The organism is Stenotrophomonas sp. 2619, assembly GCF_040548725.1.
Classification (GTDB): domain Bacteria; phylum Pseudomonadota; class Gammaproteobacteria; order Xanthomonadales; family Xanthomonadaceae; genus Stenotrophomonas; species Stenotrophomonas maltophilia_AP.
On sequence record NZ_JBEPSF010000025.1, the window covers coordinates 19545 to 42287 of the forward strand.

Consider the following 22743-nt stretch of genomic DNA (forward strand, 5'->3'; position numbering starts at 1 on the left):
GCCGACCAACGGTCGGCTCTACCCGGGGATGGATCAGCCGACCGACGGTCGGCTCTACCGGGCGGCCTTGGCGGCGCGGGCGGCCTGCTGTTCCACCAGCGTCAGCGCTACGTTGTTGCGCAGGTAGGCCGGCTCGACCCGTTCCGGCGCCATGCCCTCGCGGCGCGCGAACGCCGGCACCGCCAGCGTCAACAGGTCCGATGCACGCGGCAGCGCCTGTGCATCGACGCCGTCGAGCTGATCGGCCAGGCGCGTGGCCAGCAGCCCCTCGGCGGCGCCGAAGCCGGTGCCCACGCCGAACCAGCGGGTGCCTTCGGGCAGGACCACCGCCTCGGGCGCACAGACGATCTCTTCGCCCTGCAGCTGCCACTGCCCGTCCACGCGGACCTGGCGCGCCACGTACACCTCGCCCATGCGGGCATCGATGCTGCTGAGCACCTGGTCGGCGTCGGTCGGCGCGCGCAGCGCCAGTACCTGCAGCGTGGACACCGGCACCAGCGGGCGGTCCAGCGCCAGGGCGATGCCCTGTGCGATGGCGATGGCCAGGCGTACCCCCGTGAACGCGCCCGGGCCGCGCCCCAGCGCGATGGCATCCAGCTGCGAACGCGCAACGCCGGCCTCGGCCAGCAGTGCCTCGGCCCACGGCAGGCTCAGCTCGGCATGGCGGCGCGGGGCGATCTCGAACCGCTCAAGCACCTGCCCATCCACATACAGGGCGACGGAACAGGCTTCGGTGGCGGTTTCAAAGGCGAGCAGTTTCATGGCGGTCAGAACAGGGAAGTGGGGAAGTCATCGGGTGCCGCGGGTGACACAGCGGCTGCAGGGGGCGCCGCCGCCGTGGCGTGCGGTGCCGGCAGCGCGTCAGGCGGCCATTGTGGCGCAAAGAAGCCGCGCACATCGTCCAGCGCGCGGGTGCGGCGGAACGGCGGCAGCGAATCCAGGAAGATCCGTCCGTAGCTGCGGCTGAGCAGCCGGGGGTCGCACAGCACCAGCACGCCGCGGTCGGTTTCGCTGCGGATCAGCCGCCCGACGCCCTGCTTGAGCGCGATCACCGCCTGCGGCAGCTGCTCATCGCGGAACGGATTGCCACCGTCGCGCCGGATCGCATCCAGCCGTGCCTCGAACACCGGATCATCCGGTGCGGCGAACGGCAGCTTGTCGATCACCACCACGCTCAATGCATCGCCAACCACGTCCACGCCTTCGCGGAAACTGGCCGAGCCCAGCAGCACGCCATTGCCCGAGTCGCGGAAGCGCTGCAACAGGGTCGCGCGCGGCGCCTCACCCTGCACGAACAGGGGCCACGGCGCGTCACGCAGGGCTTCGGCCGCTTCGCGCAGCGCGCGGTGCGAGGCAAACAGCAGGAACGCCCTGCCCTGCGATGCCTCCAGCACCGGCGTAAGTGCACGGATCAAGGCGGTGCCGAACCCCCGCGCCGCCGGGTCGGGCAGATCGGTGGGCAGGTAGCACAGCGCCTGGGTCGCCCAGTCGAACGGACTGGGCTGCAGCACGGTGACCGGATCGTCCAGCCCCAGCCGCTGCGAAATATGCGCGAACCCGCCGTCCACGGTCAGCGTGGCCGAGGTGAATATCCAGGCCGCCATCGAGCGTTGGCGGTGCTCGCGCAGCGGCCCGGATACGTCCATCGGGGTGCGCTGGCAGCGGAAGCCGCGCGGCGTCAGCTCGTACCACAGCACGTCCGCCGGGGCCGCGGCCAGTTCCGGGTCGGCATCGAAATCGAGCATCGGGGCATCGTCGCCGAGCCAGCGCGACAACCGCGCCACCGCCTCCAGCGCCCGCGCGTGGCAGGCGTCCAGCCCGGGCGACGCCTCGCGCACCCCGACCAGCGCATCGCGCAGGGACACCAGGGCAGACATCGCCGCATCAAAACCATCGCGCACCTGCGGCACGGCCAGCGCGCGCCATTGGGTGCCGCGCGGTGGCAGCCCGTCCATGGCGGTGCGCAGGTCGCGTAGGGTCTGTTCCAGCGCGGCCGCGGGTACCTGCAGGGCGGCCTGCGCACCGGCCACGCTGCGGCTTTCGGCCAGGCAGTCGCGCGCCAGTTCCTGCCATGGCCGCATGCCGAACCCTTCGCCAAAGAAATTGGCGGCCAGTTCCGGCAGCTGGTGCGCTTCGTCGATGACGAAGGCCTGCGCGCCGGGCAGGATCTCGCCGAAGCCTTCCTGCTTGAGCGCCAGGTCGGCCAGCAGCAGGTGGTGGTTGACCACCACCACGTCGGCCGCCTGCGCACGCTGGCGCGCCTGCACCACGAAACAGTCGTCCCAGAACGGGCACTCGTTGCCCAGGCAGTTGTCGACGGTGGAGGTGACCATCGGGTACAGCGGCGAATCTTCCGGCAGCGCTTCCAGCTCGGCCATGTCGCCGAAGCGGCTGCGCCCGGACCAGGCCAGGATGCGCTGGAACTGCGCCACCTGCTCCGGCGAACTGAAGCGGGGTTCGCCACGGGCCTGCTGCAGGCGGTAGCGGCACAGATAGTTCGCCCGGCCCTTGAGCAGCGCACTGCTTTGGCCCACCCCGAGCGCGGCGCGCACCCGCGGCAGGTCGCGGTGGTACAGCTGGTCCTGCAGCGCGCGGGTGCCGGTGGAAATGATGATCTTCAGCCCCGACAACAACGCCGGCACCAGGTACGCATAGGTCTTGCCCGTGCCGGTACCGGCCTCGGCCAGCAGCACGTCGCGCTGGTCGAACGCCTCGGCGATGGCGGCGGTCAGGCGCAGCTGCGCCGGGCGAGCAACGAAGGCATCCAACTGGCTGGCAAGCGTGCCGCCCTCGCTGAGGGCTTCGCTGCTGGCATGGGCAAGGCGTGACATGCGCCCATGATAAAGGGTGCCACCTGCCCCATGGATTACGGCACGCAATCCGACGTAGAGCGGGGCTCTGCCCCGCTACACGCAATCCGGCGCAGCGGGGCAGAGCCCCGCTCTACGTGGGATTGTGTTTCGTGCAGCGGGGCAGAGCCCCGCTCTACGTTGGATTGTGCTTCGTGCAGCGGGGCAGAGCCCCGCTCTACGTGGGATTGTGTTTCGTGCAGCGGGGCAGAGCCTCGGGTATGTGCGCGGTCAGTACCGCTTGATGCCCGGCACCGTGCAGCCTTCCAGCTGGGCGTGCGCGGAGGCGGCGTTTTCCTTCTGGCCCCGCGCCAGGCGCGACTGCTCGATGGTGGCCCAGTGACGACGGCACAACGGACCGGTCTTCGAGCCCAGGTCGACGGCCTTGCGCGCCAGTGCTTCAGCACGCGCCCAGTCGCCCTGCAGCAAGGCGATTTCGGCGCGTTCCTGCAGGATCGACGGATCGCCTTCGGAGATCAGCAGCGCCTGGTTCAAGGCTTCGGCGGCGGCGGGCAGGTCGTTGGCCTGGCGGCGCACCTGCGCGGTCATGCGCAGGTCTTCGATCTCCGCGTCGCGCAGCGGCTGCACGGCCAGTTCCTTGTCATCGGCACCCACGGCCACCGCCTCCACGGCCGCCATGCGCTGGGCCGGGGTGGTGGTGTCCACGGGGGCTTTGACCGGCGACGCCGGGGTGACGCACGCGGTCAACGCCATGCCCAGGGTGAGCAGGCAGGCGGAACGGATCAGGGTTCGGGTAGTCATGCGGGCCGGCCTCGCTCCGGAATCATCGCGCTGGGGGAGTCGTTGCAGGGGCCGGCGCCGGCTCGGCAGCCGGTTCCGGCTTCTTGCCCATACCGAACCAGCTGCGCCAGCCACCGCCTTCGGTGCTGCCTTCGCCGCCCTCTTCCTCGGGCAGGGCGGCCGGCGGCGGTGCGCAGGGCGCATACGCCGGTGCATAGCCCACCACGAACGGGAAGCGGCGGGCGCCGGGGCAGCTTTCATCGGTGCTGGCCGTGCCGCTGGCTTCCACGTACTGCCAGTCCAGGCCCTTGCTGCTGACCTTCAACGGCGCACTGGGCAGGCGCTGGAAAATACTCGACCACACGCGCATCGAACCGGTGGCGCCATACAGCCCGGCCTGCTCGTTCTGGTCGTTGCCCATCCAGATCACCGCCAGGTGGTCGCCGGTGTACCCGGCGTACCAGCTGTCGCGGCCATCGTTGGTGGTACCGGTCTTGCCGGCCGGCTGCAGCCGGCCCAGGCCGTCGGCGTTGAGGCGCTGCGCGGTGCCGCTGGCCACCACCTGCTGCAGGCCGATGCTGATCAGGTTGGCCGCGATCGAGTCGCCTTCCTGGGCCGGTGCGGGCGACTTGTCGTAGCGCTTCATCAGCTTGCCCTGGGGGTCCAGCACGCCACGCACGGCATGCAGCGGCTGGATCTCACCGCCGGAGGCAAGGAACTGATACAGCTGCGCCATCGCATACGGGCTCTGGTCGGTGGAGCCCAGGATGACCGCCGGATTGGGGTCGGCCTTGATCCCGGCCAGCACGTGGATCAGCTGGGTCACGCGCTCCGGTCCGACCTGCATGCCTACCCGGACGGTGGCCTGGTTGTAGGAATGAGCCAGCGCGTCGATCAGGCGCACGGTGCCGTGGCTGCGGTTGTCGGCGTTGCCCGGCGACCAGTTGCGGCCACGCGACAGCTGCACCGTCACCGGCGAATCGTCCACCCAGGTGGCCAGCGAGTAGCGGTCCGGCTGGGCCAGTGCCAGCAGGTACACGAACGGCTTGAGCAACGAGCCGACCGGGCGCTGCGCCTCGATGGCACGGTTGAAACCGGGCTCGGCGAAATCGCGGCTGCCCACCACCGCCAGCACGTCGCCGTTGTGCACATCGGTCAGCACCATGCCGGCCTGCAGCTCGGGGCGCTTCTTGCTCTCCAGCGACTTGATGGTCTTGGTGACCGCGCCTTCGGCGTAGGCCTGGGCCGACGGCGCCATGCCGGTCATCACGCTCAGGCCGGCGCCCTGCAGCACCGATTCGGGATAGTCATGCCCCAGCTGGCGGCGCACCAGGTCCACGTAGGCCGGGAACCGGTTGGCGGCGATCAGGCCGGGAACCTTGGGCACGCCGAGCGGCGCCTTGAGCGCGCGCTGGTACTCGGCGTCGTCGATCAGCTGGCTTTCGTGCAGCTTGCCCAGCACGAAGTTGCGGCGGTCCAGCGCGCGTTCCGGATTGCGTCGCGGGTCGTAGTAGGAGGGGCCTTTGACCAGGCCGATCAGCAGCGCGACATGTTCGGTGTTGAGCGAGGACAGGTCGCGGCCAAACCAGAACTCGGCACCGGAGGACATGCCATGGATGGCCTGGCTGCCACGCTGACCCAGGTACACCTGGTTGAGATACGCCTCCAGGATGGTGCGCTTGTCGTACCGCGCTTCCATGATCAACGCGTACAACACTTCATTGAACTTGCGGGTGACAGTCTGTTCCTTGCCGATGCCCAGCAGGCCGCTGCGGGCCAGCTGCTGGGTCAGCGTGGACGCGCCCTGGCGGCTCTGGCCGCCGGACCGCACGGTCACCCAGATCGCGCGGGCGATGCCGCTCAGGTCGATGCCGTGGTGGCGGTTGAAGTCCTTGTCTTCCACTGCCTGCAGGCCGGTGACCAGCAGCTCGGGGGTTTCCTCGATCCGCACCAGCCGGCGTTCTTCCTGCTTCTGCCCGTACAAGGTGGCGATACGCGCCGGGTCCAGACGCGCGGCCTTCAGGGCCTTGCGGCTGTCGGCATCACGCAGCGAAGCGATCTGCCCGCCGGACAGGCTCAGCTCGACGCGGCGGGGCGCCACCGGGCCATCGACGTCGCTGTAACCACGGCTGGCAATGACGAACCGCCCCCCTTCCTGCTGGTAGGTGGCGGCGGATTTGCCGGTGCCGTCATCGCGGTAGGCTGCCGCAGCCAGTTCGGTCTTGAGCGTGGAGGCATCCATCGCCACGCCCGGCGCCAAGGCCAGCGGGCGCGCATACACGCGGGTCGGGATCTGCCAGCGCAGCTCACCGAACCGTTGGGTGACCTGCTTGTTCAGATAAACCGTATAGGGAATCAGGAAGCCCAGGGACAGCGCGACCGCAGCCATCCCCCAGGTGATCAACCGACGCCGCCACAGCGGGCCGCGGCTGTCGGTATCGTCTTCGAACTCGTCGGTGTCGTCGGTATCGTAGCGTCGGGGCACGGGCATCGGGAAGCAGTGGGCTCGGCGCAGTCTAACGCAGCACACCCGCGCCGTCGGTATCGCCGTGGCACCCGTTCTGGCGCACTACAGCAAGCGCTATGGCGTGGGCATGGGACCGCTGCGACCGCGCATCCCGTCCCACAGGCCCCGGCACATGAACCGCAGCCGAATCCAGCGGGGCGCGATGAACAGCCCGTTGCCGATCAGCTTGAGCACCAGCCGCGGCAGGTCCTGGGCCACCCACACCCGCGGCGTGCTGGCGCGCGGATACAGCAGCACCCGGTTGCGCATGATGTAGTACAGCCGGAACGGCTTGTGCACCACGACCCCATCGCGCTTGACCCGCGAGGCACGCAGCTGTTCGCCGATGCGATGGTGCATCTGCGCGTCGCACACGCCATACAGGGCCAGCCCGGCTGCCTTGGCCCGGAAGCACCAGTCCATGTCGATGTTGTCGATGAACAACGATTCGTCCATGCCGCCGACCCGGTCCAGCATCGCCAGCGGAATCAGCGAACCGGAGGTGATCAGGAAATCGCAGGACACGGTCTGCCCCGGCCCGCCGTAGTCCTTGTCGTTGAGCGGAAAACCCATCCGCACGAACGGGGCGGCCTTCCCGCTGCGCGCATCCACGAACTGCGGCCCCACCGCTGCCACCGGCCCGTGCTGCGACAGCCTGGCCAGGGCCTGCGCCAGGGTGGCCACCATGCCCGCATCGAGCACGCTGTCCTGGTCCATCAACAGCACATGACCGAAACCCAGCGCGCGTGCGCGTTCAATCGCACGGTTCAGCGCCGCCGCCAGCCCCACGTTGGATGCCGAGGCGACCACGCTGACCGCTTCCCTTCCCGACAGTCCGGCGGCGACATCCAGGCCGGGGCTGCCGTTGTCGAACACCACCACATGGCCCACCTGGGGCTGCACGCTGTCCAGCACCTGGGTCAGCAGCTCCGGTTCGGGGGCATAGGTGACGATCACCGCGCAGATCTCGGCGGCGGCGATGGCAGGGCGTCCGCTGGCCGATGGAAGGGTGCGGGTGGCAGCGGGGTCTGGAGGGGTCATACCAAGGACAAGGCAGGCAAAAACGCGCCCGCACTATAGCCGACCCACCCGACCACGGCTGTGCGCTGCGTTCAGCGTTCCAGCGTCGCTGCGTCACGCAGGCGCGCCTGCAGCGGTTCGATTTCGCTGGCCGGCACGCCCAACGCCTGCGCCTGCTGCAGCGCCTCGCGGGCATAGCGCGCGTCCCCTGCCCCCAGCCGCTCGCTGCCGATGGCCAGCCAGCGCCGCCCCAACCGCCGTCGCGCCTCGCCCAGTTCGTTGTCGCGTGCGGCCAGCGCTTCCCAGGCCTGCAGGCAATCGCCCGCCGCCCGCACCCGGTTGCGCCGCAGTTCGTCGTCAAAGCACGTCACCAGCACCGGCACCAGCTGATGCGCGGCCGCCCGCACGGCCGGGTCGGTGGGGGCCAGAGCCTGTGCGGCGCGCAGGGCATCGTACGCGCTGCGTCCCGGCGGCAGCAGCCAGTCACCGCGTGCCTGTGCCTGTTCGAAACGCTCCAGCAGCACCCGCAATTCGCCCTTGCTGCGGGTCGACGGCGGAACGCGCAACGCCTGCTGGGCATGCCGCGCCTGCTCGATGGCACTGCGTGCAGCAGCGAGCGACGGTGCCTGCGGGTCGATCGCCGTCGCTTTATCCAGCGCCTGGCTGGCCTGCGGAAAGCGGAAGTCGCCGGCCAGGCGCGTGGCGTGGCGGGCCTGGCGATCGGCCAGTTCGCGCAGCCCGGCCTGGGCCCGGGCATGGCCGGGCGCCGCGGCCGCTACCGCGCGGTAGCCCGCCCAGGCCGCGTCCACACGGCCGCGTGCCAGATCGCGGTCGGCACGGCCGAGGGCCTGTTCCAGCGCCGCATTGAACTGCGCCTCGGTCTGCGGCAGGTCCACATGCCCGGGATCGTAACGGCGGGCGCTGCCAAGCAGCGTCGCGGCCACGGCCAGGTCACCGCTGGCGCACGCGCTGCGTGCCTGCAGCAGCAGGTCGGACAACGCATCTTCGCGTCCCTCCAGCGCGCGCAGCTGGTTGGGTGCCACTGCCAGTACCTGCTGGAACAACGGCAGCGCGCTGTCCGGACCGTCATCCAGGCGCTGTGCCTGCAGCGCCGCCTCGGCGCGCCCCAGCAAGACCGCGATGCCGGCGTGGGCGCCGCCGCGCTGCTGCAATTGCTGCGCCAGCTGATCGGCATCGCGCTGTGGCACCTGCAGTTCGCGGGCCAGCGCCAGGGCGCGCCGTGCGGCGTCCAGGTCGCCCGCGTCCAGCGCATCGCGTGCCTGCTGCAGCGCCGCCTGCGCCGTGCGTGCCAGGCCGGTGCGGGCCTGGCTGCGGTCGCCATCCAACGCCAGTGCGGCCTGGTACCACTCACGCGCGCCACTGCCATCGGCGGCGCTCAGGCGACCGGCGGCCAGCGCGCGATCGCCCTGGTCAAGCAGCTGTTCGATCTGGGGTTCGTTCCAGAACCAATTGGCCAATGGCCGCCGCAGCAGCACCAGTGCCACGAACAGCAGCACGGCCACCAGCAGCGCCCAGCGCCACACGCGGCGTGCATGCCGCGCCTGCAGCCACCACCAGCGCCCTTCGCGGCGCACCCGGCGCAGCGCGGGGTGGACGGCATCCTCGCGGTCGGAATGACGGCTCATCCGCTGAGCCTAGCCGCTGTCACGTGATGTCAGCCTAGACGCCGCGCATCGCTGACACCGGGCAACGCATCCAGCTTGCCCAGCAGCGTGGACAGCTGGCCGTAGTCGCTGACCTTCAGGCGCAGGCGCAGATGCGCGCGCCCGCTGTTGCGCACGTTGTCGCTGTGGATGTCCAGCACGTAGGCATCTTCCTGGGCGATCAGGTTGGTGATGTCCTTGAGCAACCAGCGGCGGTCCACTGCATCGACCACCACGTCCACCTCATAGCCACCGCCGGCCTGGCCCCACTCCACCGGCAGGATCCGCTGCGGGCTGGCCGCCGACAACCGCGCCAGCGCGGCGCAGTCGGTGCGGTGCACGGTCACGCCGCGGGTACGGGTGAGGTAGCCGACGATCGGTTCGCCGGCCACCGGCTGGCAGCAGCGCGCCAGCTGCACCAGCAGGTTGCCCACGCCCTGCACGGTGAACTTGGATTTGCCCAGGCTGTCGCGGCGCGCGGTCGGGCGCGGCAACGCGGGGGCCGCGGGCTGGCTCGCGGCGCGCTCGGCTTCCAGCAGCGCACGGCTGACCTGGTTGGGGCCGGTGTCGCCCAGCGCCACCTGGATGTACAGGTCGTCCACGCTGTCGGCGTGGAATTTCTTCGCCGCCACGGCGAGGTCGGCATGCTGCAGACCAAGCCGCTTCAATTCGCGGTCGAGCAGGTCGCGGCCGGCCTGCACGTTCCGCGCGCGATCAAGCTTGTGGAACCAGCCGCGCACCTTTTCGCGCGACCGGTTGCTGGCCAGGAAGCCGTTGGAGGCCAGCAGCCAGTCGCGGCGCGGGTCGGCTTCCTTGGAGGTCAGGATTTCCACCCGGTCGCCGCTGCGCAGCCGGTAGGTCAGCGGCACGATGCGGCCGTTGACCTTGGCCCCGCGGCAGCGGTGCCCGACCATGGTGTGCACGTGGTAGGCAAAATCCAGCGGGGTGGCGCCCTGCGGCAGGTCCATCACCTCGCCCTTCGGACTGAGCGCGTACACCCGGTCTTCGGTGAGCTCGGCGTCCAGGGCACCGGCCAGTTCGCCGGCGGGGCTGTCCTGGGCATGTTCCAGCAGCTGCCGCATCCAGGTGATCTTGCGGTCGAAGGCCTTCTCGGCGCCCTTGCTGCCTTCCTTGTAGCGCCAGTGCGCGGCCACGCCCAGTTCGGCCTGGGCATGCATGTCGTGGCTGCGGATCTGCACTTCGATGGTGCGCCCGTCCGGACCGATCACCGCCGTATGCAGCGAGCGGTAATCATTGGCCTTGGGCCGGGCGATGTAGTCATCGAACTCGCTGGGCACCGGCGCCCACAACGAATGCACCACGCCCAGCGCGGCATAGCAGGCGGCCACGTCGTGCACCATCACCCGCACCGCGCGGATGTCGTAGAGCTGCTCGAAGGCGAGCTTCTTCTTCTGCATCTTCCGCCAGATGCTGTAGATGTGCTTCGGGCGGCCACTGACCTCGGCGTTGATGCCCTGCGCGAGCAGTTCGCGCGACAGCACCTTCTTGACGGTTTCGACGTAGCGCTCGCGCGCCAGCCGGGTCTCGTCCACTTCACGCGCGATGCGGCGGTAGGTCTCCGGTTCCAGGTGGCGGAAGGCCAGGTCTTCCAGTTCCCACTTGAGCTGCCAGATACCCAACCGGTTGGCCAGCGGGGCATGGATGTCGCGGGTGAGCTGGGCCAGTGCGCGGCGCTCTTCCTCGGGCAGGCGGTCGGCGCCGCGCATGCGCGCCAGTTGCCGCGCGAGCAGGATCGGCACCACCCGCAGGTCCTGGATGATCGACAGCAGCAGCCGGCGCAGGCCTTCGCTGTTGCGCCCGGCATCGCGCCCGGCGTGCAGCGCCCAGACCTGGTCGGCCGCGTCCTGACCGTCCAGCAGGCCAGCCACGGCCGGCTTCAGCGTCCCCAGCGGCAGCGTGTCCAGGCCGGCGCGCAACCCGGGCAGGTCGAACAGCAGGGTGGCCAACAGCGCGCTTTCATCGGCCGACAGCAGCGCCAGCGCATCGAGCGTATCGGCCAGCACCGACCAGCTGGAGTGCATCTGCACGTCGGCATCGGGCAGCTGCCAGCGCTGCAGCAGCGCCTCGCGCAGGGCGGGCGGCAGCGAGGCCGCCGAGGGTCGGTTCAACAAGGCATCCAGGCCGGGGACAGAAGCGCGGTTCACAGCATCGTGCAGGCAAGACAGAGACCCCTACACTAGCGCCGAGGCCGGTCGCGGACAATCAAAACCACCGCATCGGCCGGCATGTCCTCATGCCGGGCCCGCGCCAACGCCACCCCGCTGGCCCTACACTGCGGCAAACCCAAGGAGATCTGCCATGCGCTTTTCGCGTCTTCGCCTGCTGGCCAGTGCGGCCGTCCTGTTGAGCCTGGCCAGCCCCGCGCTTGCCCAGCGCGTGGTCGAAGGTGACCTGCAGCAGCAGATGTCGCCGGCCGAGTTCAAGGCCGCCGGCCTGGACAAGCTCAGCCCGGCCGAACTGACCGCGCTCAATGGCTGGCTGCAGGGCAAGGTGGCGGCGGTGGCCGCCGATACGCGCGAGCAGGTGCGCGAACAGGTCCGTGAGCAGGCGCGCGAGGAAGGCCGCCAGGAAGTCATCGTCAAGAATCGCGGCTTCTTCGACTTCGGCAGCAACGAGCCGATCACCAGTACCCTGCAGGGCGAGTTCCGCGGCTTCGGCAAGGCGCGCACGTTCGTGCTGGCCAATGGCCAGGAATGGGTGCAGGAAGACGACACCGTGCTCTCCGGCGTGCGCAAGACCAATCCGGCGGTGTCCATCAGCCCCGGCGTCATGGGTGTGTGGTATCTCCGCGTGGACGGGGTGAACACCCGCGCCAAGGTCCACCGCACCAAGTAGGCGAGGCGTCGACCCGGGCGGGGGGCGTTCTCACAGCTGGCGCAATGCCTCCATCCGCTGCGCCAGCTTCTTGGCCGAGATCCCTGTCTTGGCCCCCAGTTCCTGCGCGAACAGCGACACCCGCAGTTCCTCCAGGTCCCAGCGCAGCGCCTGCCACTGCGGGCGTTGGCGCAGGCCGCGGCGCTCCGCATCGTCCAACGCGTCGATGAACGGCCGCAGTTCCAGCATGCGTGCCTGGTCACGCGGTGGATCGCGCTTGGCCCGTTCGCTGCGCAGGATCATCGCCCTCAAGTAGCGCGGATACTGGGCCAGCGCATCGGCCGGGGTATCACGCAGGAACCCGGGCTGGACCAACCCGGCCAGCTGCTGCTCCAGGTCGTCCAGGTTGCCGCGCGCCCAGCCCATCAGCGTGGACTGCAGCGACGGCTTGAGCTCGGCCACGTGGGCCAGGATGTTCTCGGCCAGCTTCAGGCGCGCCATCGCCTCGGCGAACAACCCCTTGCCGGCCGCATCGCGGCGCTGCGCGAAGGCGGCGGGGTCGCGGATATCGCCCAGGCCATCGGCCAGCACCGCGTTCAAGGCGGCATCCACCAGGTCGCCACGCAGGCGCTCCTGTGATTCGATCGCGGCGTACAGCAGCCCGGTCTTGGGCGGCACCGGCAGCTGCTTGCGTGCCTGCTTGGCCTTGTCGGCCAGGGCAATGTCGAACAGGCGACGCACCCCGTGCGGATGCTGCTCGGCCGCTTCGTTGCGGTCGGCGAAGATCCGCAGCGCCGCACTCTCGCCGGTATCCACCAGCGCCGGGTAGGCCGGAACGCCGGCTTCGCCGGGCACCTGCACCGGGATCGGCGTGGCCGGGAAATCGCGCAGGCCTTCCACCGCCAGCGCGCGCCCGGCACGGGCGGCAAACGCCTCGCCGGCCTGCCCGCCGAAGCGGGCGCGCAATGCATCCAGATCGCGGGCACTGGCCAGCAGCTTGCCCTGCGCGTCGAACAACCGCAGGTTCATGTGCAGGTGGGTGTCCAGCGCGGCCAGGTCGAAATCGGTGGCCGCCACCTGCGCCCCGGTGGCCCGCGACAGGAACCGCGCCAGCTCACCGCGGATGTCGTCCGCACTCGGGTCGGGGAACGCTTCGGCGAAAGCACGCCCGAAATCCGGCGCCGGCACGTAGTTGCGGCGCATCGCCTTGGGCAGGCTGCGAATCAACGCCGACGCCTTGTCGGCGACGAAGCCCGGGGCCAGCCACGACAGGCGCGCGGCATCAAGCGCGTTGAGCAGGTGCAGCGGCACGTCCAGGCTGACGCCATCGTCGTCGCTGCCCGGCTCGAAGCGGTAGTGCAGCGCCAGGCGCGCATCACCCAGCGGCAGGTACTTGGGATAGCGTTCGGCATCGCTGCCTTCGCCGGGCAACAGGTCGGCCAGCGACCAGGCCAGGCCATGCCGCTTCTCCGGCGTCAGGCCCTTCCACCAGGTATCCAGCGCGGTCGCCGAGTGGATTTCGGACGGCACCCGGTCCAGGTACCAGCGCGCCTGCCAGGCTTCGTCGGCGACGATACCGGCCCGGCGCAGCTTGGCCTCTTCCTCGCGCGCCTGTTCCAGCACGGTGAGGTTGTCGGCGATGACGCTGGCACGGGTGTTGATTTCGCCGGTCACCAGGCCCTGGCGGACGAAGATGTCGTGCGCTTCGCCGGGCGCGATGCGGCCGTAATGCACCGGCTTCTTCGGTGCCAGCACCAGCCCGAACAGGCTGATCTGCTCCGATGCCAGCACCTGGCCCTGCGCACGCGACCAGTGCGGGTCGAAGTGCTTGCGCAGCAGCAGGTGCGGCAGCTCGGCGATCACCCAGTCCGGTTCGATCGCCGCGTTGGTCAGGCCCCAGATCTTCTGCGTGTCCAGCAGGGTGGCGGTAAGCAGCCACGGCGGCGGCCGCTTGGCCAGCACCGAGCCGGGGAACGGCAGGAAGCGGCGCTGGCGCGGCGCCAGGAAATCGCCCTTGTCGCTGCGATGGCCGATCTGCGTGGGCAGGCCGGCGATCAGCGCGCGGTGCAGGGTCTGGTAGGCCGCGGCGCGCACCTTTTCGCTGAACCCACTGCGCACCTCCCGGGCCCCCAGATCGGGCGCAGCGGCCGGCGCCGGGGCGGCCGGCTCGGTCTTGCCTTCGCGGGCCAGGCGCGCGGCGCGGTGCTGCTGGCCGCGCGTGGCCTTGGCCTTGGCTTCGTCATCGCGCGCCGGGGCGGGCGCCGACGAACCGGCCAGCAACGGGTCCAGCGCAGTGGCGGCCGCTTCTTCGGTCCAGCCTAGCTCCTCGCACAGCACGCGCAGCTGGCGATGCAGTTCGCGCCATTCGCGCATGCGCAGGAAGCCCAGAAAGTGCCGCTCGCACCAGCCCCGCAGCTTCGACTGGGTGAGGTCCTCGTGAGCCTGGCGGTAGCCATCCCACAGGCGCAGCACCCCTACGAATTCCGACCGCCCATCGGCGAACAGCGCGTGTGCGGTGTCGGCCGCGCCACGTGCTTCCGGCGGGCGCTCGCGCGGGTCCTGGATGCCCAGGAACGAGGCGATCACCAGCATTGGCCGCAGGCAGCCCTGGGCCTGCGCAGCCACCAGCATCCGCGCCAGTTTGACGTCCACCGGCAACCGCGCCATCTGCCGCCCGACCGGGGTCAGCCGGCGCTGGTCGTCCACCGCGCCCAGCTCGCCCAGCTGCTGCCAGCCGTCGGCGATGGCGCGCTCATCGGGCGCTTCCAGGAACGGGAAATCCTCGATCCGGCCCAAGCCAAGCTGCAGCATCCGCAGGATCACGCCGGACAGGCTGGAGCGGCGGATTTCCGGATCGGTGAAGGCATCGCGCGACTGGAAATCGGCTTCCGAGTACAGCCGGTAGCAGATGCCTTCGGAAACGCGCCCGCAGCGGCCCTTGCGCTGGTTGGCGCTGGCCTGGGACACCGGCTCGATGTGCAGCCGGTCCAGCTTCTGGCGCGGGCTGTAGCGCTTGACCCGGGCCAGGCCGGGATCGACCACGTAGCGGATACGCGGCACCGTCAGTGAGGTTTCGGCCACGTTGGTGGCCAGCACGATGCGGCGCTTGCTGCCGGGGTTGAAGACTTCGTCCTGGTCTTTCACCGACAGCCGCGCATACAGCGGCAGCACCTCGGTTTCGCGGTACTTGCGCCGCTCCAGTGCCTGGTGCGCGTCGCGGATCTCGCGTTCGCCGGGGAAGAACATCAGGATGTCGCCGCGCGGATCGATGCGGGTGATCTCGTCCACCGCGGCAACGATGGCCTCGTTGACGGTGCGCTCGCCATCGCGGCCACCGTCCTCGTCGCCACCGCCCTCGCCTTCCAGCGGGCGGTAACGCACTTCCACCGGGAAGGTGCGGCCTTCGACGCTGATCACCGGCGCATCGTTGAAATGCTCGGCAAACCGCGAGGTGTCGATGGTCGCCGAGGTGACAATCAGCTTCAGGTCCGGGCGCTTGTGCAGCAGCTGCTTGAGGTAGCCCAGCAGGAAGTCGATGTTGAGGCTGCGCTCGTGCGCCTCGTCGACAATGATGGTGTCGTACTGGGACAGATAGCGGTCACTGCTGATCTCGGCCAGCAGGATGCCGTCGGTCATGAACTTGATGCGGGTGTCGTCACCGACGCGGTCGGTGAAGCGCACCTGGTAGCCCACCACCGTGCCCAGTTCGGATTTCAGCTCCTGCGCGACGCGGGTGGCCACCGCACGTGCGGCAATCCGTCGCGGCTGGGTGCACCCGATCATGCCGGCCACGCCGCGACCGGCGGCCAGGCACAGCTTGGGCAGCTGGGTGGTCTTGCCCGAGCCGGTTTCGCCAGCGATCACCACGACCTGGTGGTCGCGGATCAGGGCGGTGATGCGTTCGGCTTCACGCGCAATCGGCAGGCTGTCGTCCAGACTGATCGACGGCTGGTGCCGGGCGCGGCTTTCGCGCCGCTGCACCGATGCCTGCAGGGCCTGTTCGAACGCGGCGGCCACGCCTGCATCGTTGGGCTTGGACTGGCACCGCGAGAGCAGGCCGAGCAAACGACCACGGTCACGGCTCATGCCAGCGTCGATCGCGGCGCGCTGTTGGCGCAGGCGGGAAGCAGATTGTTTGTCGATAGTGCTCATCAATCGAATCGGTTAGAACTTTGATTACTACTGAAAGGTTAGTCTGATCTATTGTGAAGGCCATCCATTCCACAAGGAGAATCATCCCCATGGCGAAGACCAAGACACCGGTGAAGAAGACTCAGACCGGTAAGCAGAAGCTGGCGTCGGCCGCCCCGTCGGCCCCGAACATTGATATCGGGATCAAGGAAGGCGATCGCAAGAAGATTGCCGATGGGCTGGCCTCTTTCCAGGCCGATGCGTTCACGCTCTACCTGAAGACGCACAATTTCCATTGGAATGTCACCGGGTCGATGTTCAACTCGCTGCACACCATGTTCGAGACCCAGTACACCGAGCAGTGGGCAGCCCTGGACGACGTTGCTGAACGTATCCGCGCATTGGGCTTCAATGCCCCGGGCTCCTACCGCGAGTTCGCGGCCCTGACCTCGATCGCCGAGGAGCCGGGCCTGACCGACAGCGCGGACTGGCGTGAGATGGTACGCCAGTTGGTGGCCGCCAACGAGGCGGTGTGCCGGACGGCGCGCAAGGTGCTGGACGTGGCCGACGACGCCGACGACGCACCGACCGAAGATCTGATGACCCAGCGCCTGCAGACGCACGAGAAGTACGCCTGGATGTTGCGGTCGTTGCTGCAGTAAGGCTCGTTGGCGCTTCTGTTATCTGCGCGCGGCGAGGGTTCCACCCCCTTGCCGGGACACGCCGTAAATCCATCCCTGGAGGCTCGTGGGCGCCTTGCGCGTTTGTGCAGTCCTGCACAAACGGCAAGGCCGGGGTTGGGCGTCCTGCCCAACCCGTCCGGCGCATGCGCCGGACCCATGGCGCCCAACGGTCCCGGCAAGGGGGTGGAACCCTCGCCCAGATGGATTCGTGCATCCGGCGGTTTGGAAGAGAGAGAAGCATGCAGAACAGGCGCCCGGTGGCGCCTGTTCTGCGTTTCGGGCCCCCTTTTCAGCGATCGGAGAGAGAAATCTGGCTCTGGCTCTGGCTGCTGCTCTGCCTTTTGCTTTTGCCCTTGCCTCTGCCTCTGCCTTTGCCCTTGCCCTTGCCTCTGCCTTTTGCCTTTTGCCCTTGCCTCTGCCTTTGCCGTTGCCTCTGCCTCTGCCATTGGCAGAGCCTCTATCCTCGGCTCTGCCTTTGCCTTCAGCTCTACCCCCATACGCACCGGAAAACTGTCGGGGCGTGGGGGGGGGGGGGGGGGGGGGGGGGGGGGGGGGGGGGGGGGGGGGGCCCCCCCCCCCCCCCCGCCGGGGTGTGGTGTGGGGGCGCCCAACCCCCCACACCGCCCCGTAAAACTGGGGGGGGGGGGGGGGGGTGGGTTGGCGGGACCGTTGGGCGCCATGGATGGCGCCCACGAGCCTCCAGGGATGGATTTACGGCGTGTCCCGCCAACCCACCCACCCCGCGCCAACCCTAGTCAGGGAAACATGGCGCTCCGGCTCCGGCTCCGGCTCTGGCTCCGGCTCTGGCTCTGGCTCTGGCTTGAGATTCGGCTTGGGGAGGCAAGTGGGCAAGCCCCTACCCACTGATCCTCTGTTGGAGGACACGGGCGGCCCGCGTGGCGGGGTAAACTAGTCCGATGTCTTCCCGCCCCGCGCACGACCTGCTCAGCCGCATCTTTGGTTACGACGATTTCCGCGGTCCGCAGCAGGCGATCGTTGAACATGTCGCTGCCGGCAATGACGCGCTCGTATTGATGCCCACCGGCGGCGGCAAGTCGCTGTGCTACCAGGTACCGTCCCTGCTCCGCGAGGGGACCGGCATCGTCATCTCCCCCCTCATCGCCCTCATGCAGGACCAGGTCGAAGCCCTGCGCCAGCTCGGCGTGCGCGCCGAGTTCCTCAATTCCACCCTCGATGGCGACACCGCCGCCCGGGTCGAACGCGAACTGCTCGCCGGCGAGCTCGACATGCTCTATGTCGCTCCAGAGCGCCTGCTCACCGGCCGCTTCCTATCCCTGCTCTCGCGCAGCCGCATCGCCCTGTTCGCCATCGACGAAGCCCACTGCGTTTCCCAGTGGGGCCACGACTTCCGGCCCGAGTACCGGCAGCTTACCGTTCTCCACGAACGCTGGCCGGACGTCCCGCGCATCGCCCTCACCGCCACCGCCGACCCGCCCACCCAGCGCGAAATCGCCGAACGCCTCGACCTGACCGGCGCCCAGCACTTCGTCAGCTCCTTCGACCGGCCCAACATCCGCTACACCGTCGTCCAGAAAGACAACGCCAAGCGCCAGCTGCTCGACTTCCTCAAAGTCCACCGCCAGGAAGCCGGCATCGTCTACTGCATGTCACGGCGCAAAGTCGAGGAAACCGCCGAGTTCCTCTGCAAGGAAGGCCTCAACGCCCTGCCCTACCACGCCGGCCTGCCCGCCGAAGTGCGCGCCGCCAACCAGCGCCGCTTCCTGCGCGAGGATGGCATCGTCATGTGCGCCACCATCGCCTTCGGCATGGGCATCGACAAACCCGACGTCCGCTTCGTCGCCCACACCGACCTGCCCAAGTCCATGGAAGGGTATTACCAGGAAACCGGCCGTGCCGGCCGCGACGGCGAACCCGCTGAAGCCTGGCTCTGCTACGGCCTGGGCGACGTCGTGCTGCTCAAGCAGATGATCGAACAGTCCGAGGCCGGCGAAGAACGCAAAAGCCTCGAACGCAACAAGCTTGACCACCTGCTTGGCTACTGCGAATCCATGCAGTGCCGGCGCCAGGTGCTGCTGGCCGGGTTCGGCGAAACCTACCCCCAGCCCTGCGGCAACTGCGACAACTGCCTCGTCCCGCCCGACGCCTGGGACGCCAGCGTGGCCGCCCAGAAAGCGCTCAGCTGCGTCTACCGCAGCGGCCAGCGCTTCGGCGTGGGCCACCTGATCGACATCCTGCGCGGCGGCGAGAACGACAAGATCCGCCAGTTCGGCCACAGCGAACTGAGCACCTACGGCATCGGCAAGGACCTCGACGCGCGCACCTGGCGCAGCGTGTTCCGCCAGCTGGTGGCCGCCAGCCTGCTCGAAGTGGACACCGAAGCCTACGGCGGCCTGCGCCTCACCGACGGCAGCCGCGAGGTCCTCAAGGGCCAGCGCAAGGTCATGATGCGCCGCGAAAGCCCCAAGACCCGCGAGCGCGACCGCAGCGGCCAGCGTACCGGCCTGTCCGTGCTGCCCGAAGACCTGGTCCTGTTCAACGCGCTGCGCAGCCTGCGCGCCGAACTGGCCAAGGAACAGAACGTACCGGCGTTTGTGATCTTCCACGACAGCACCCTGCGCAACATCGCCGAACAGCGCCCCACCAGCATCGACGCGCTCGGCAAGGTCGGCGGTATTGGCGGCACCAAGCTCGCCCGCTACGGCGAGCGCCTGGTCGAGATCGTGCGCGAGGAAGGCTGATGTCCGCCTGCGCCCACACGGACACGCCTCCAGAGTTGAACGCCGCGTTCAGCCAGAGGTGCGGACGCCCCCGTTTGGCGCTAGGGTGACGCCCATGACCCCCGGTGGCCTGCTCCTGCGCGTGGTACTGATGCTCAGCCTGTTGCTCAACGGGCTGAACGCGGCCATGGCCGGCCCGATGACCCTGGCCCTGGCCCACGCCGCCAGCGCCGAGCCGGCCGCGCCGCCCTGCCACGGCGATGCCCCGGCCATGCCCGCCCATCACGACCACGCCGCGACCCACACCGCCGGCAGCCAGGCACCGCATGACGGCGATCACTGCAAGATCAAGGATTGCCTGCGCAGCTGTGCACAGCAGCCCAGCCTGACCGTGTCCGTCGCCTGGCTGCCCAGCCCGCCGCCGCCCGCGCTGGCACCGCTGGGCCAGACCCGCGCGGCGTTGCCGATGCCACCGCTGGACCGCATCACCCGCCCTCCGATCGGCTGAGCCCGCGCTCACTGCGAGCGCCCGTGCAAAGCGATGCCGTGCGCTGCCATGCGTACGCGTCTTGACGGCACCTGCGTGCCTTTCGAATCCGATGCGGAGTTGCAATGTCCTTTTCCCCTCCCCCCGGCCCGGGCGCCCCGCCCATGCCGTCGCGCCGCCTGTTCGTGCAGGGCGCTGCCGCCGGTGGCGTGGTCGCCGGCCTGGTGGCCAGCGGCCTGCCCGGCCGCGCCTTCGCCGCCGCCGGGCCTGTCGTGGCCACTGCCCCACAGGTGCTCAGCGGGCCCGACGTCCAGTTGAGCATCGGCGAATCGCTGGCCAACTTCACCGGCCGCACCCGCCCGGCGATCACCGTCAATGGCAGCCTGCCGGCGCCGATCCTGCGCTGGCGCGAAGGCGACACCGTCAGCGTGCGCGTGGCCAACGCGCTGCAGGCGCACCCCACCTCGATCCACTGGCACGGCATCCTGCTGCCGGCCAACATGGACGGCGTGCCCGGCCTGAGCTTCAACGGCATCGCCCCGGGCGAGGCCTACCAGTACCGCTTCACCCTCAAGCAGTCGGGCACGTACTGGTACCACAGCCATTCGATGTTCCAGGAACAGGCCGGCCTGTACGGGGCGCTGATCATCGACCCGCTGCAGCCGGCGCCGTACCGCTTCGACCGCGAGCACGTGATCATGCTGTCCGACTGGACCGACATGGACCCGGGCGCCCTGTTCCGGCGCATGAAGAAGCTGGCCGAGTTCGACAACTACTACAAGCGCACCCTGCCCGACTTCCTGCGCGACGTGCGCCGCGACGGCTGGTCCGCCGCCACCGCCGACCGCGGCATGTGGGGCCGCATGCGGATGACCCCCACCGACATCTCCGACATCAACGCGCACACCTACACCTACCTGCTCAACGGCACCGCGCCCGCCGGCAACTGGACCGGGCTGTTCCGCAGCGGTGAAAAGGTGCTGCTGCGCTTCATCAACGGCGGCTCGATGACCTACTTCGACGTGCGCATCCCCGGCCTGAAGATGACCGTGGTGGCCGCCGATGGGCAGTACATCCATCCGGTCAGCATCGATGAATTCCGCATCGCGCCCGCCGAAACCTTCGACGTGATCGTGGAGCCCACCGGCCAGGACGCGTTCACCATCTTCTGCCAGGACATGGGCCGGACCGGCTTTGCCGCCGGCACCCTGGCAGTGCGGCACGGCCTGCAGGCGCCAATTCCCGCGCGCGATCCGCGACCGCTGCTGACCATGGGCGACATGGGCCACGACATGGGCAGCATGGGCCATGACATGGCCGGCATGGGCCACGACATGAAGGGCATGGAAGGTGGCTGCGGCGCCAGCATGGGTCACGGCGCGCACGGCAGCAATGACAAGGCACCGCGCCATCCGGCCAGCGAGAAAGGCAACCCGCTGATCGACATGCAGAGCATGGGCACCGCGCCCAAGCTGGATGACCCTGGCATCGGCCTGCGCGACAACGGCCGCACCGTGCTGACCTACGGCGCGATGCGCAGCCTGTTCGACGACCCGGATGGCCGCGAACCCAGCCGCGAGGTCGAGCTGCACCTCACCGGCCACATGGAGAAATTCAGCTGGTCGTTCGACGGCATCCCGTTTGCCAGCGCCGAACCGCTGCGCCTGAACTACGGCGAGCGCATGCGCATCGTGCTGGTCAACGACACCATGATGCAGCACCCCATCCACCTGCACGGGGTGTGGAGCGACCTGGAGAATGCCGACGGCCAGTTCCACCTGCGCAAGCACACCATCGACATGCCCCCGGGCACCCGCCGCACCTACCGCGTGCGCGCCGACGCGCTGGGCCGCTGGGCCTACCACTGCCACCTGCTGTACCACATGGAAGCGGGCATGATGCGCGAAGTGAGGATCGAAGAATGAGCCGCTTCCCAGCTCCCGCCCGCCCTCTGCTCACCGCCGCGCTGCTGGTCGCGCTGGCCACTCCGGCCTGGGCGCAGTCGCATGCGCACGGCACCACTACAGCACCAGCGGCTACGAAAGAAGCGCCGGTTGATCCCCAGGCCAACCACGGCAGCATGGGTCACAGCCAGATGGACCATTCGAAGATGGACCACGGCAACATGGACCACAGCCAGATGGACCATTCGACAATGGACCACGGCAGCATGGACCACGGCCAGATGGACCATTCGACAACGGACCACGCCGCGCACAAGACGGCCGCGCCCAGCGAACCGCGCGAGCCGATTCCCGTCGTCACCGCCGCCGACCGTCTCGCCGCGTTCCCGCCCATCGAGCACGGTGCGATGGAACACGCGCCGGAGATCCACAGCATGCTGCTGGTCAACCGGCTGGAGCAGTGGGATGGCCAGCACGGCAACGGCCAGGCATGGGAAGCCAGCGGCTGGGTCGGCGGCAACATCCACCGCCTCTGGGTGCGCAGCGAAGGCGAACGCAGCGGCGGACGTACCGAAGCGGCCGATGTCGAAGTGCTGTACGGCCGCAGCGTGTCACCGTGGTGGGATGTGCTGGTGGGCGTCAAACAGGACCTGGGCCCCGGCGATTCGCGCACCTGGGCGGCGCTGGGCATCCAGGGCCTGGCACCCTACAAGTTCGAGACCTCGGCCACCGCCTACGTGGGCGAAGGGGGGCAGGTGATGGCTACGGCCGAGATCGAGTACGAACTGCTGTTGACCAACCGCCTGATCCTGCAGCCGTTGCTGGAAGCCACGCTCGCGGCCAAGGACGATCCGCGCCATGGCACGGGCAGCGGCTTGAACAAGGTCGAAGCCGGGCTGCGGCTGCGCTACGAGTTCAACCGGCGTTTCGCGCCGTACATCGGCATCAGCCATGAACGCCTGTTCGGCGATACCGCCGATTACCACCAGGCGGCCGGCGAGCGTGCGCGTGATACCCGCTGGGTGGCCGGCGTGCGCGTCTGGTTCTGAGGCCGGCGACGGTGTAAAAAAGTCCCGGGCGCGGCATGCGCCCGGGACAACACAGCAGGGATGATGCAAGCCGGATCCGACGGGCCCGAACGGGGCGTCACAGGACGCGCGCGTAACGCGGCGCGCCCTGCCCGACACCCGGGTGCCGTGCTCAGCGGCGCTCCCGGATGATGAT

Annotated in this window: 14 protein-coding genes; 6 read left to right on the plus strand and 8 right to left on the minus strand. The window is 69.2% G+C overall.

The window, feature by feature from the left end:
* Positions 1 to 54: 54 nt before the first annotated feature.
* The 7 genes from tsaB to ABIA71_RS19855 all read right to left on the minus strand — a co-directional run bounded on the left by tsaB (position 55) and on the right by ABIA71_RS19855 (position 10945).
* Entirely contained in the window at positions 55 to 762 is a 708-nt protein-coding gene (tsaB, locus tag ABIA71_RS19825; RefSeq protein ID WP_354287573.1) for a tRNA (adenosine(37)-N6)-threonylcarbamoyltransferase complex dimerization subunit type 1 TsaB, read from the minus strand.
* A gap of 5 nt (positions 763 to 767) precedes the next feature.
* A complete protein-coding gene (gene yoaA / locus ABIA71_RS19830) occupies positions 768 to 2831 on the minus strand; it encodes a DNA repair helicase YoaA (RefSeq protein ID WP_354287575.1) in 2064 nt (687 codons plus the stop codon).
* Positions 2832 to 3080: 249 nt separating this feature from the next.
* Positions 3081 to 3611, minus strand: coding sequence for a tetratricopeptide repeat protein (locus ABIA71_RS19835; RefSeq protein ID WP_354287577.1), 531 nt, complete (start codon positions 3609 to 3611; stop codon positions 3081 to 3083).
* 22 nt (positions 3612 to 3633) lie between these two features.
* Positions 3634 to 6075, minus strand: a complete 2442-nt coding sequence (gene mrcB / locus ABIA71_RS19840) for a penicillin-binding protein 1B (protein ID WP_354287578.1) — start codon at positions 6073 to 6075, stop codon at positions 3634 to 3636.
* 96 nt (positions 6076 to 6171) lie between these two features.
* Positions 6172 to 7137 carry a glycosyltransferase family 2 protein gene (locus ABIA71_RS19845; protein ID WP_354287580.1) on the minus strand — a complete coding sequence of 322 codons (966 nt, stop codon included), beginning with the start codon at positions 7135 to 7137 and terminating at the stop codon, positions 6172 to 6174.
* A gap of 71 nt (positions 7138 to 7208) precedes the next feature.
* A complete protein-coding gene (locus ABIA71_RS19850) occupies positions 7209 to 8762 on the minus strand; it encodes a hypothetical protein (RefSeq protein ID WP_354287582.1) in 1554 nt (517 codons plus the stop codon).
* Between the two features lie 29 nt (positions 8763 to 8791).
* Positions 8792 to 10945, minus strand: a complete 2154-nt coding sequence (locus tag ABIA71_RS19855; RefSeq protein ID WP_354287584.1) for a RelA/SpoT family protein — start codon at positions 10943 to 10945, stop codon at positions 8792 to 8794.
* Between the two features lie 154 nt (positions 10946 to 11099).
* Between ABIA71_RS19855 and ABIA71_RS19860 the strand changes: the two genes are divergently transcribed.
* On the plus strand, positions 11100 to 11636 hold the full coding sequence (locus ABIA71_RS19860; RefSeq protein WP_354287586.1) for a hypothetical protein: 537 nt from the start codon (positions 11100 to 11102) through the stop codon (positions 11634 to 11636).
* Between the two features lie 30 nt (positions 11637 to 11666).
* Here the strand turns inward: ABIA71_RS19860 and hrpA are convergent, their stop codons facing one another.
* On the minus strand, positions 11667 to 15767 hold the full coding sequence (gene hrpA / locus ABIA71_RS19865) for an ATP-dependent RNA helicase HrpA (RefSeq protein WP_354287588.1): 4101 nt from the start codon (positions 15765 to 15767) through the stop codon (positions 11667 to 11669).
* 89 nt (positions 15768 to 15856) lie between these two features.
* Here hrpA and ABIA71_RS19870 point away from each other — a divergent pair, with 89 nt between their 5' ends.
* From ABIA71_RS19870 to ABIA71_RS19890, 5 genes are all read left to right on the plus strand, one after another.
* Positions 15857 to 16408, plus strand: a complete 552-nt coding sequence (locus ABIA71_RS19870; protein WP_038686762.1) for a Dps family protein — start codon at positions 15857 to 15859, stop codon at positions 16406 to 16408.
* A gap of 938 nt (positions 16409 to 17346) precedes the next feature.
* Complete coding sequence (gene recQ / locus ABIA71_RS19875) at positions 17347 to 19149, plus strand: DNA helicase RecQ (RefSeq protein WP_128096813.1); 1803 nt, start codon at positions 17347 to 17349, stop codon at positions 19147 to 19149.
* A gap of 94 nt (positions 19150 to 19243) precedes the next feature.
* The gene (locus ABIA71_RS19880) at positions 19244 to 19636 is read left to right on the plus strand and encodes a CopL family metal-binding regulatory protein (protein WP_354287591.1); all 393 of its coding nucleotides are present in this window, start codon (positions 19244 to 19246) and stop codon (positions 19634 to 19636) included.
* Between the two features lie 104 nt (positions 19637 to 19740).
* Positions 19741 to 21540 (plus strand): copper resistance system multicopper oxidase, encoded by a 1800-nt coding sequence (locus tag ABIA71_RS19885; protein ID WP_354287592.1) that lies wholly within the window; start codon positions 19741 to 19743, stop codon positions 21538 to 21540.
* Complete coding sequence (locus ABIA71_RS19890; protein ID WP_354287594.1) at positions 21537 to 22568, plus strand: copper resistance protein B; 1032 nt, start codon at positions 21537 to 21539, stop codon at positions 22566 to 22568. The genes ABIA71_RS19885 and ABIA71_RS19890 overlap by 4 nt, the downstream gene beginning before the upstream one ends.
* Positions 22569 to 22743: the final 175 nt, after the last annotated feature.

Bases quoted from the DNA above. Each gene is read 5' to 3' on its own strand.
- tsaB (WP_354287573.1), bottom strand. From the start codon at position 762: ATGAAACTGCTCGCCTTTGAAACCGCCACCGAAGCCTGTTCCGTCGCC.
- yoaA (WP_354287575.1), bottom strand. From the start codon at position 2,831: ATGTCACGCCTTGCCCATGCCAGCAGCGAAGCCCTCAGCGAGGGCGGC.
- ABIA71_RS19835 (WP_354287577.1), bottom strand. From the start codon at position 3,611: ATGACTACCCGAACCCTGATCCGTTCCGCCTGCCTGCTCACCCTGGGC.
- ABIA71_RS19845 (WP_354287580.1), bottom strand. From the start codon at position 7,137: ATGACCCCTCCAGACCCCGCTGCCACCCGCACCCTTCCATCGGCCAGC.
- ABIA71_RS19850 (WP_354287582.1), bottom strand. From the start codon at position 8,762: ATGAGCCGTCATTCCGACCGCGAGGATGCCGTCCACCCCGCGCTGCGC.
- ABIA71_RS19860 (WP_354287586.1), top strand. From the start codon at position 11,100: ATGCGCTTTTCGCGTCTTCGCCTGCTGGCCAGTGCGGCCGTCCTGTTG.
- hrpA (WP_354287588.1), bottom strand. From the start codon at position 15,767: ATGAGCACTATCGACAAACAATCTGCTTCCCGCCTGCGCCAACAGCGC.
- ABIA71_RS19870 (WP_038686762.1), top strand. From the start codon at position 15,857: ATGGCGAAGACCAAGACACCGGTGAAGAAGACTCAGACCGGTAAGCAG.
- recQ (WP_128096813.1), top strand. From the start codon at position 17,347: ATGTCTTCCCGCCCCGCGCACGACCTGCTCAGCCGCATCTTTGGTTAC.
- ABIA71_RS19880 (WP_354287591.1), top strand. From the start codon at position 19,244: ATGACCCCCGGTGGCCTGCTCCTGCGCGTGGTACTGATGCTCAGCCTG.
- ABIA71_RS19885 (WP_354287592.1), top strand. From the start codon at position 19,741: ATGTCCTTTTCCCCTCCCCCCGGCCCGGGCGCCCCGCCCATGCCGTCG.
- ABIA71_RS19890 (WP_354287594.1), top strand. From the start codon at position 21,537: ATGAGCCGCTTCCCAGCTCCCGCCCGCCCTCTGCTCACCGCCGCGCTG.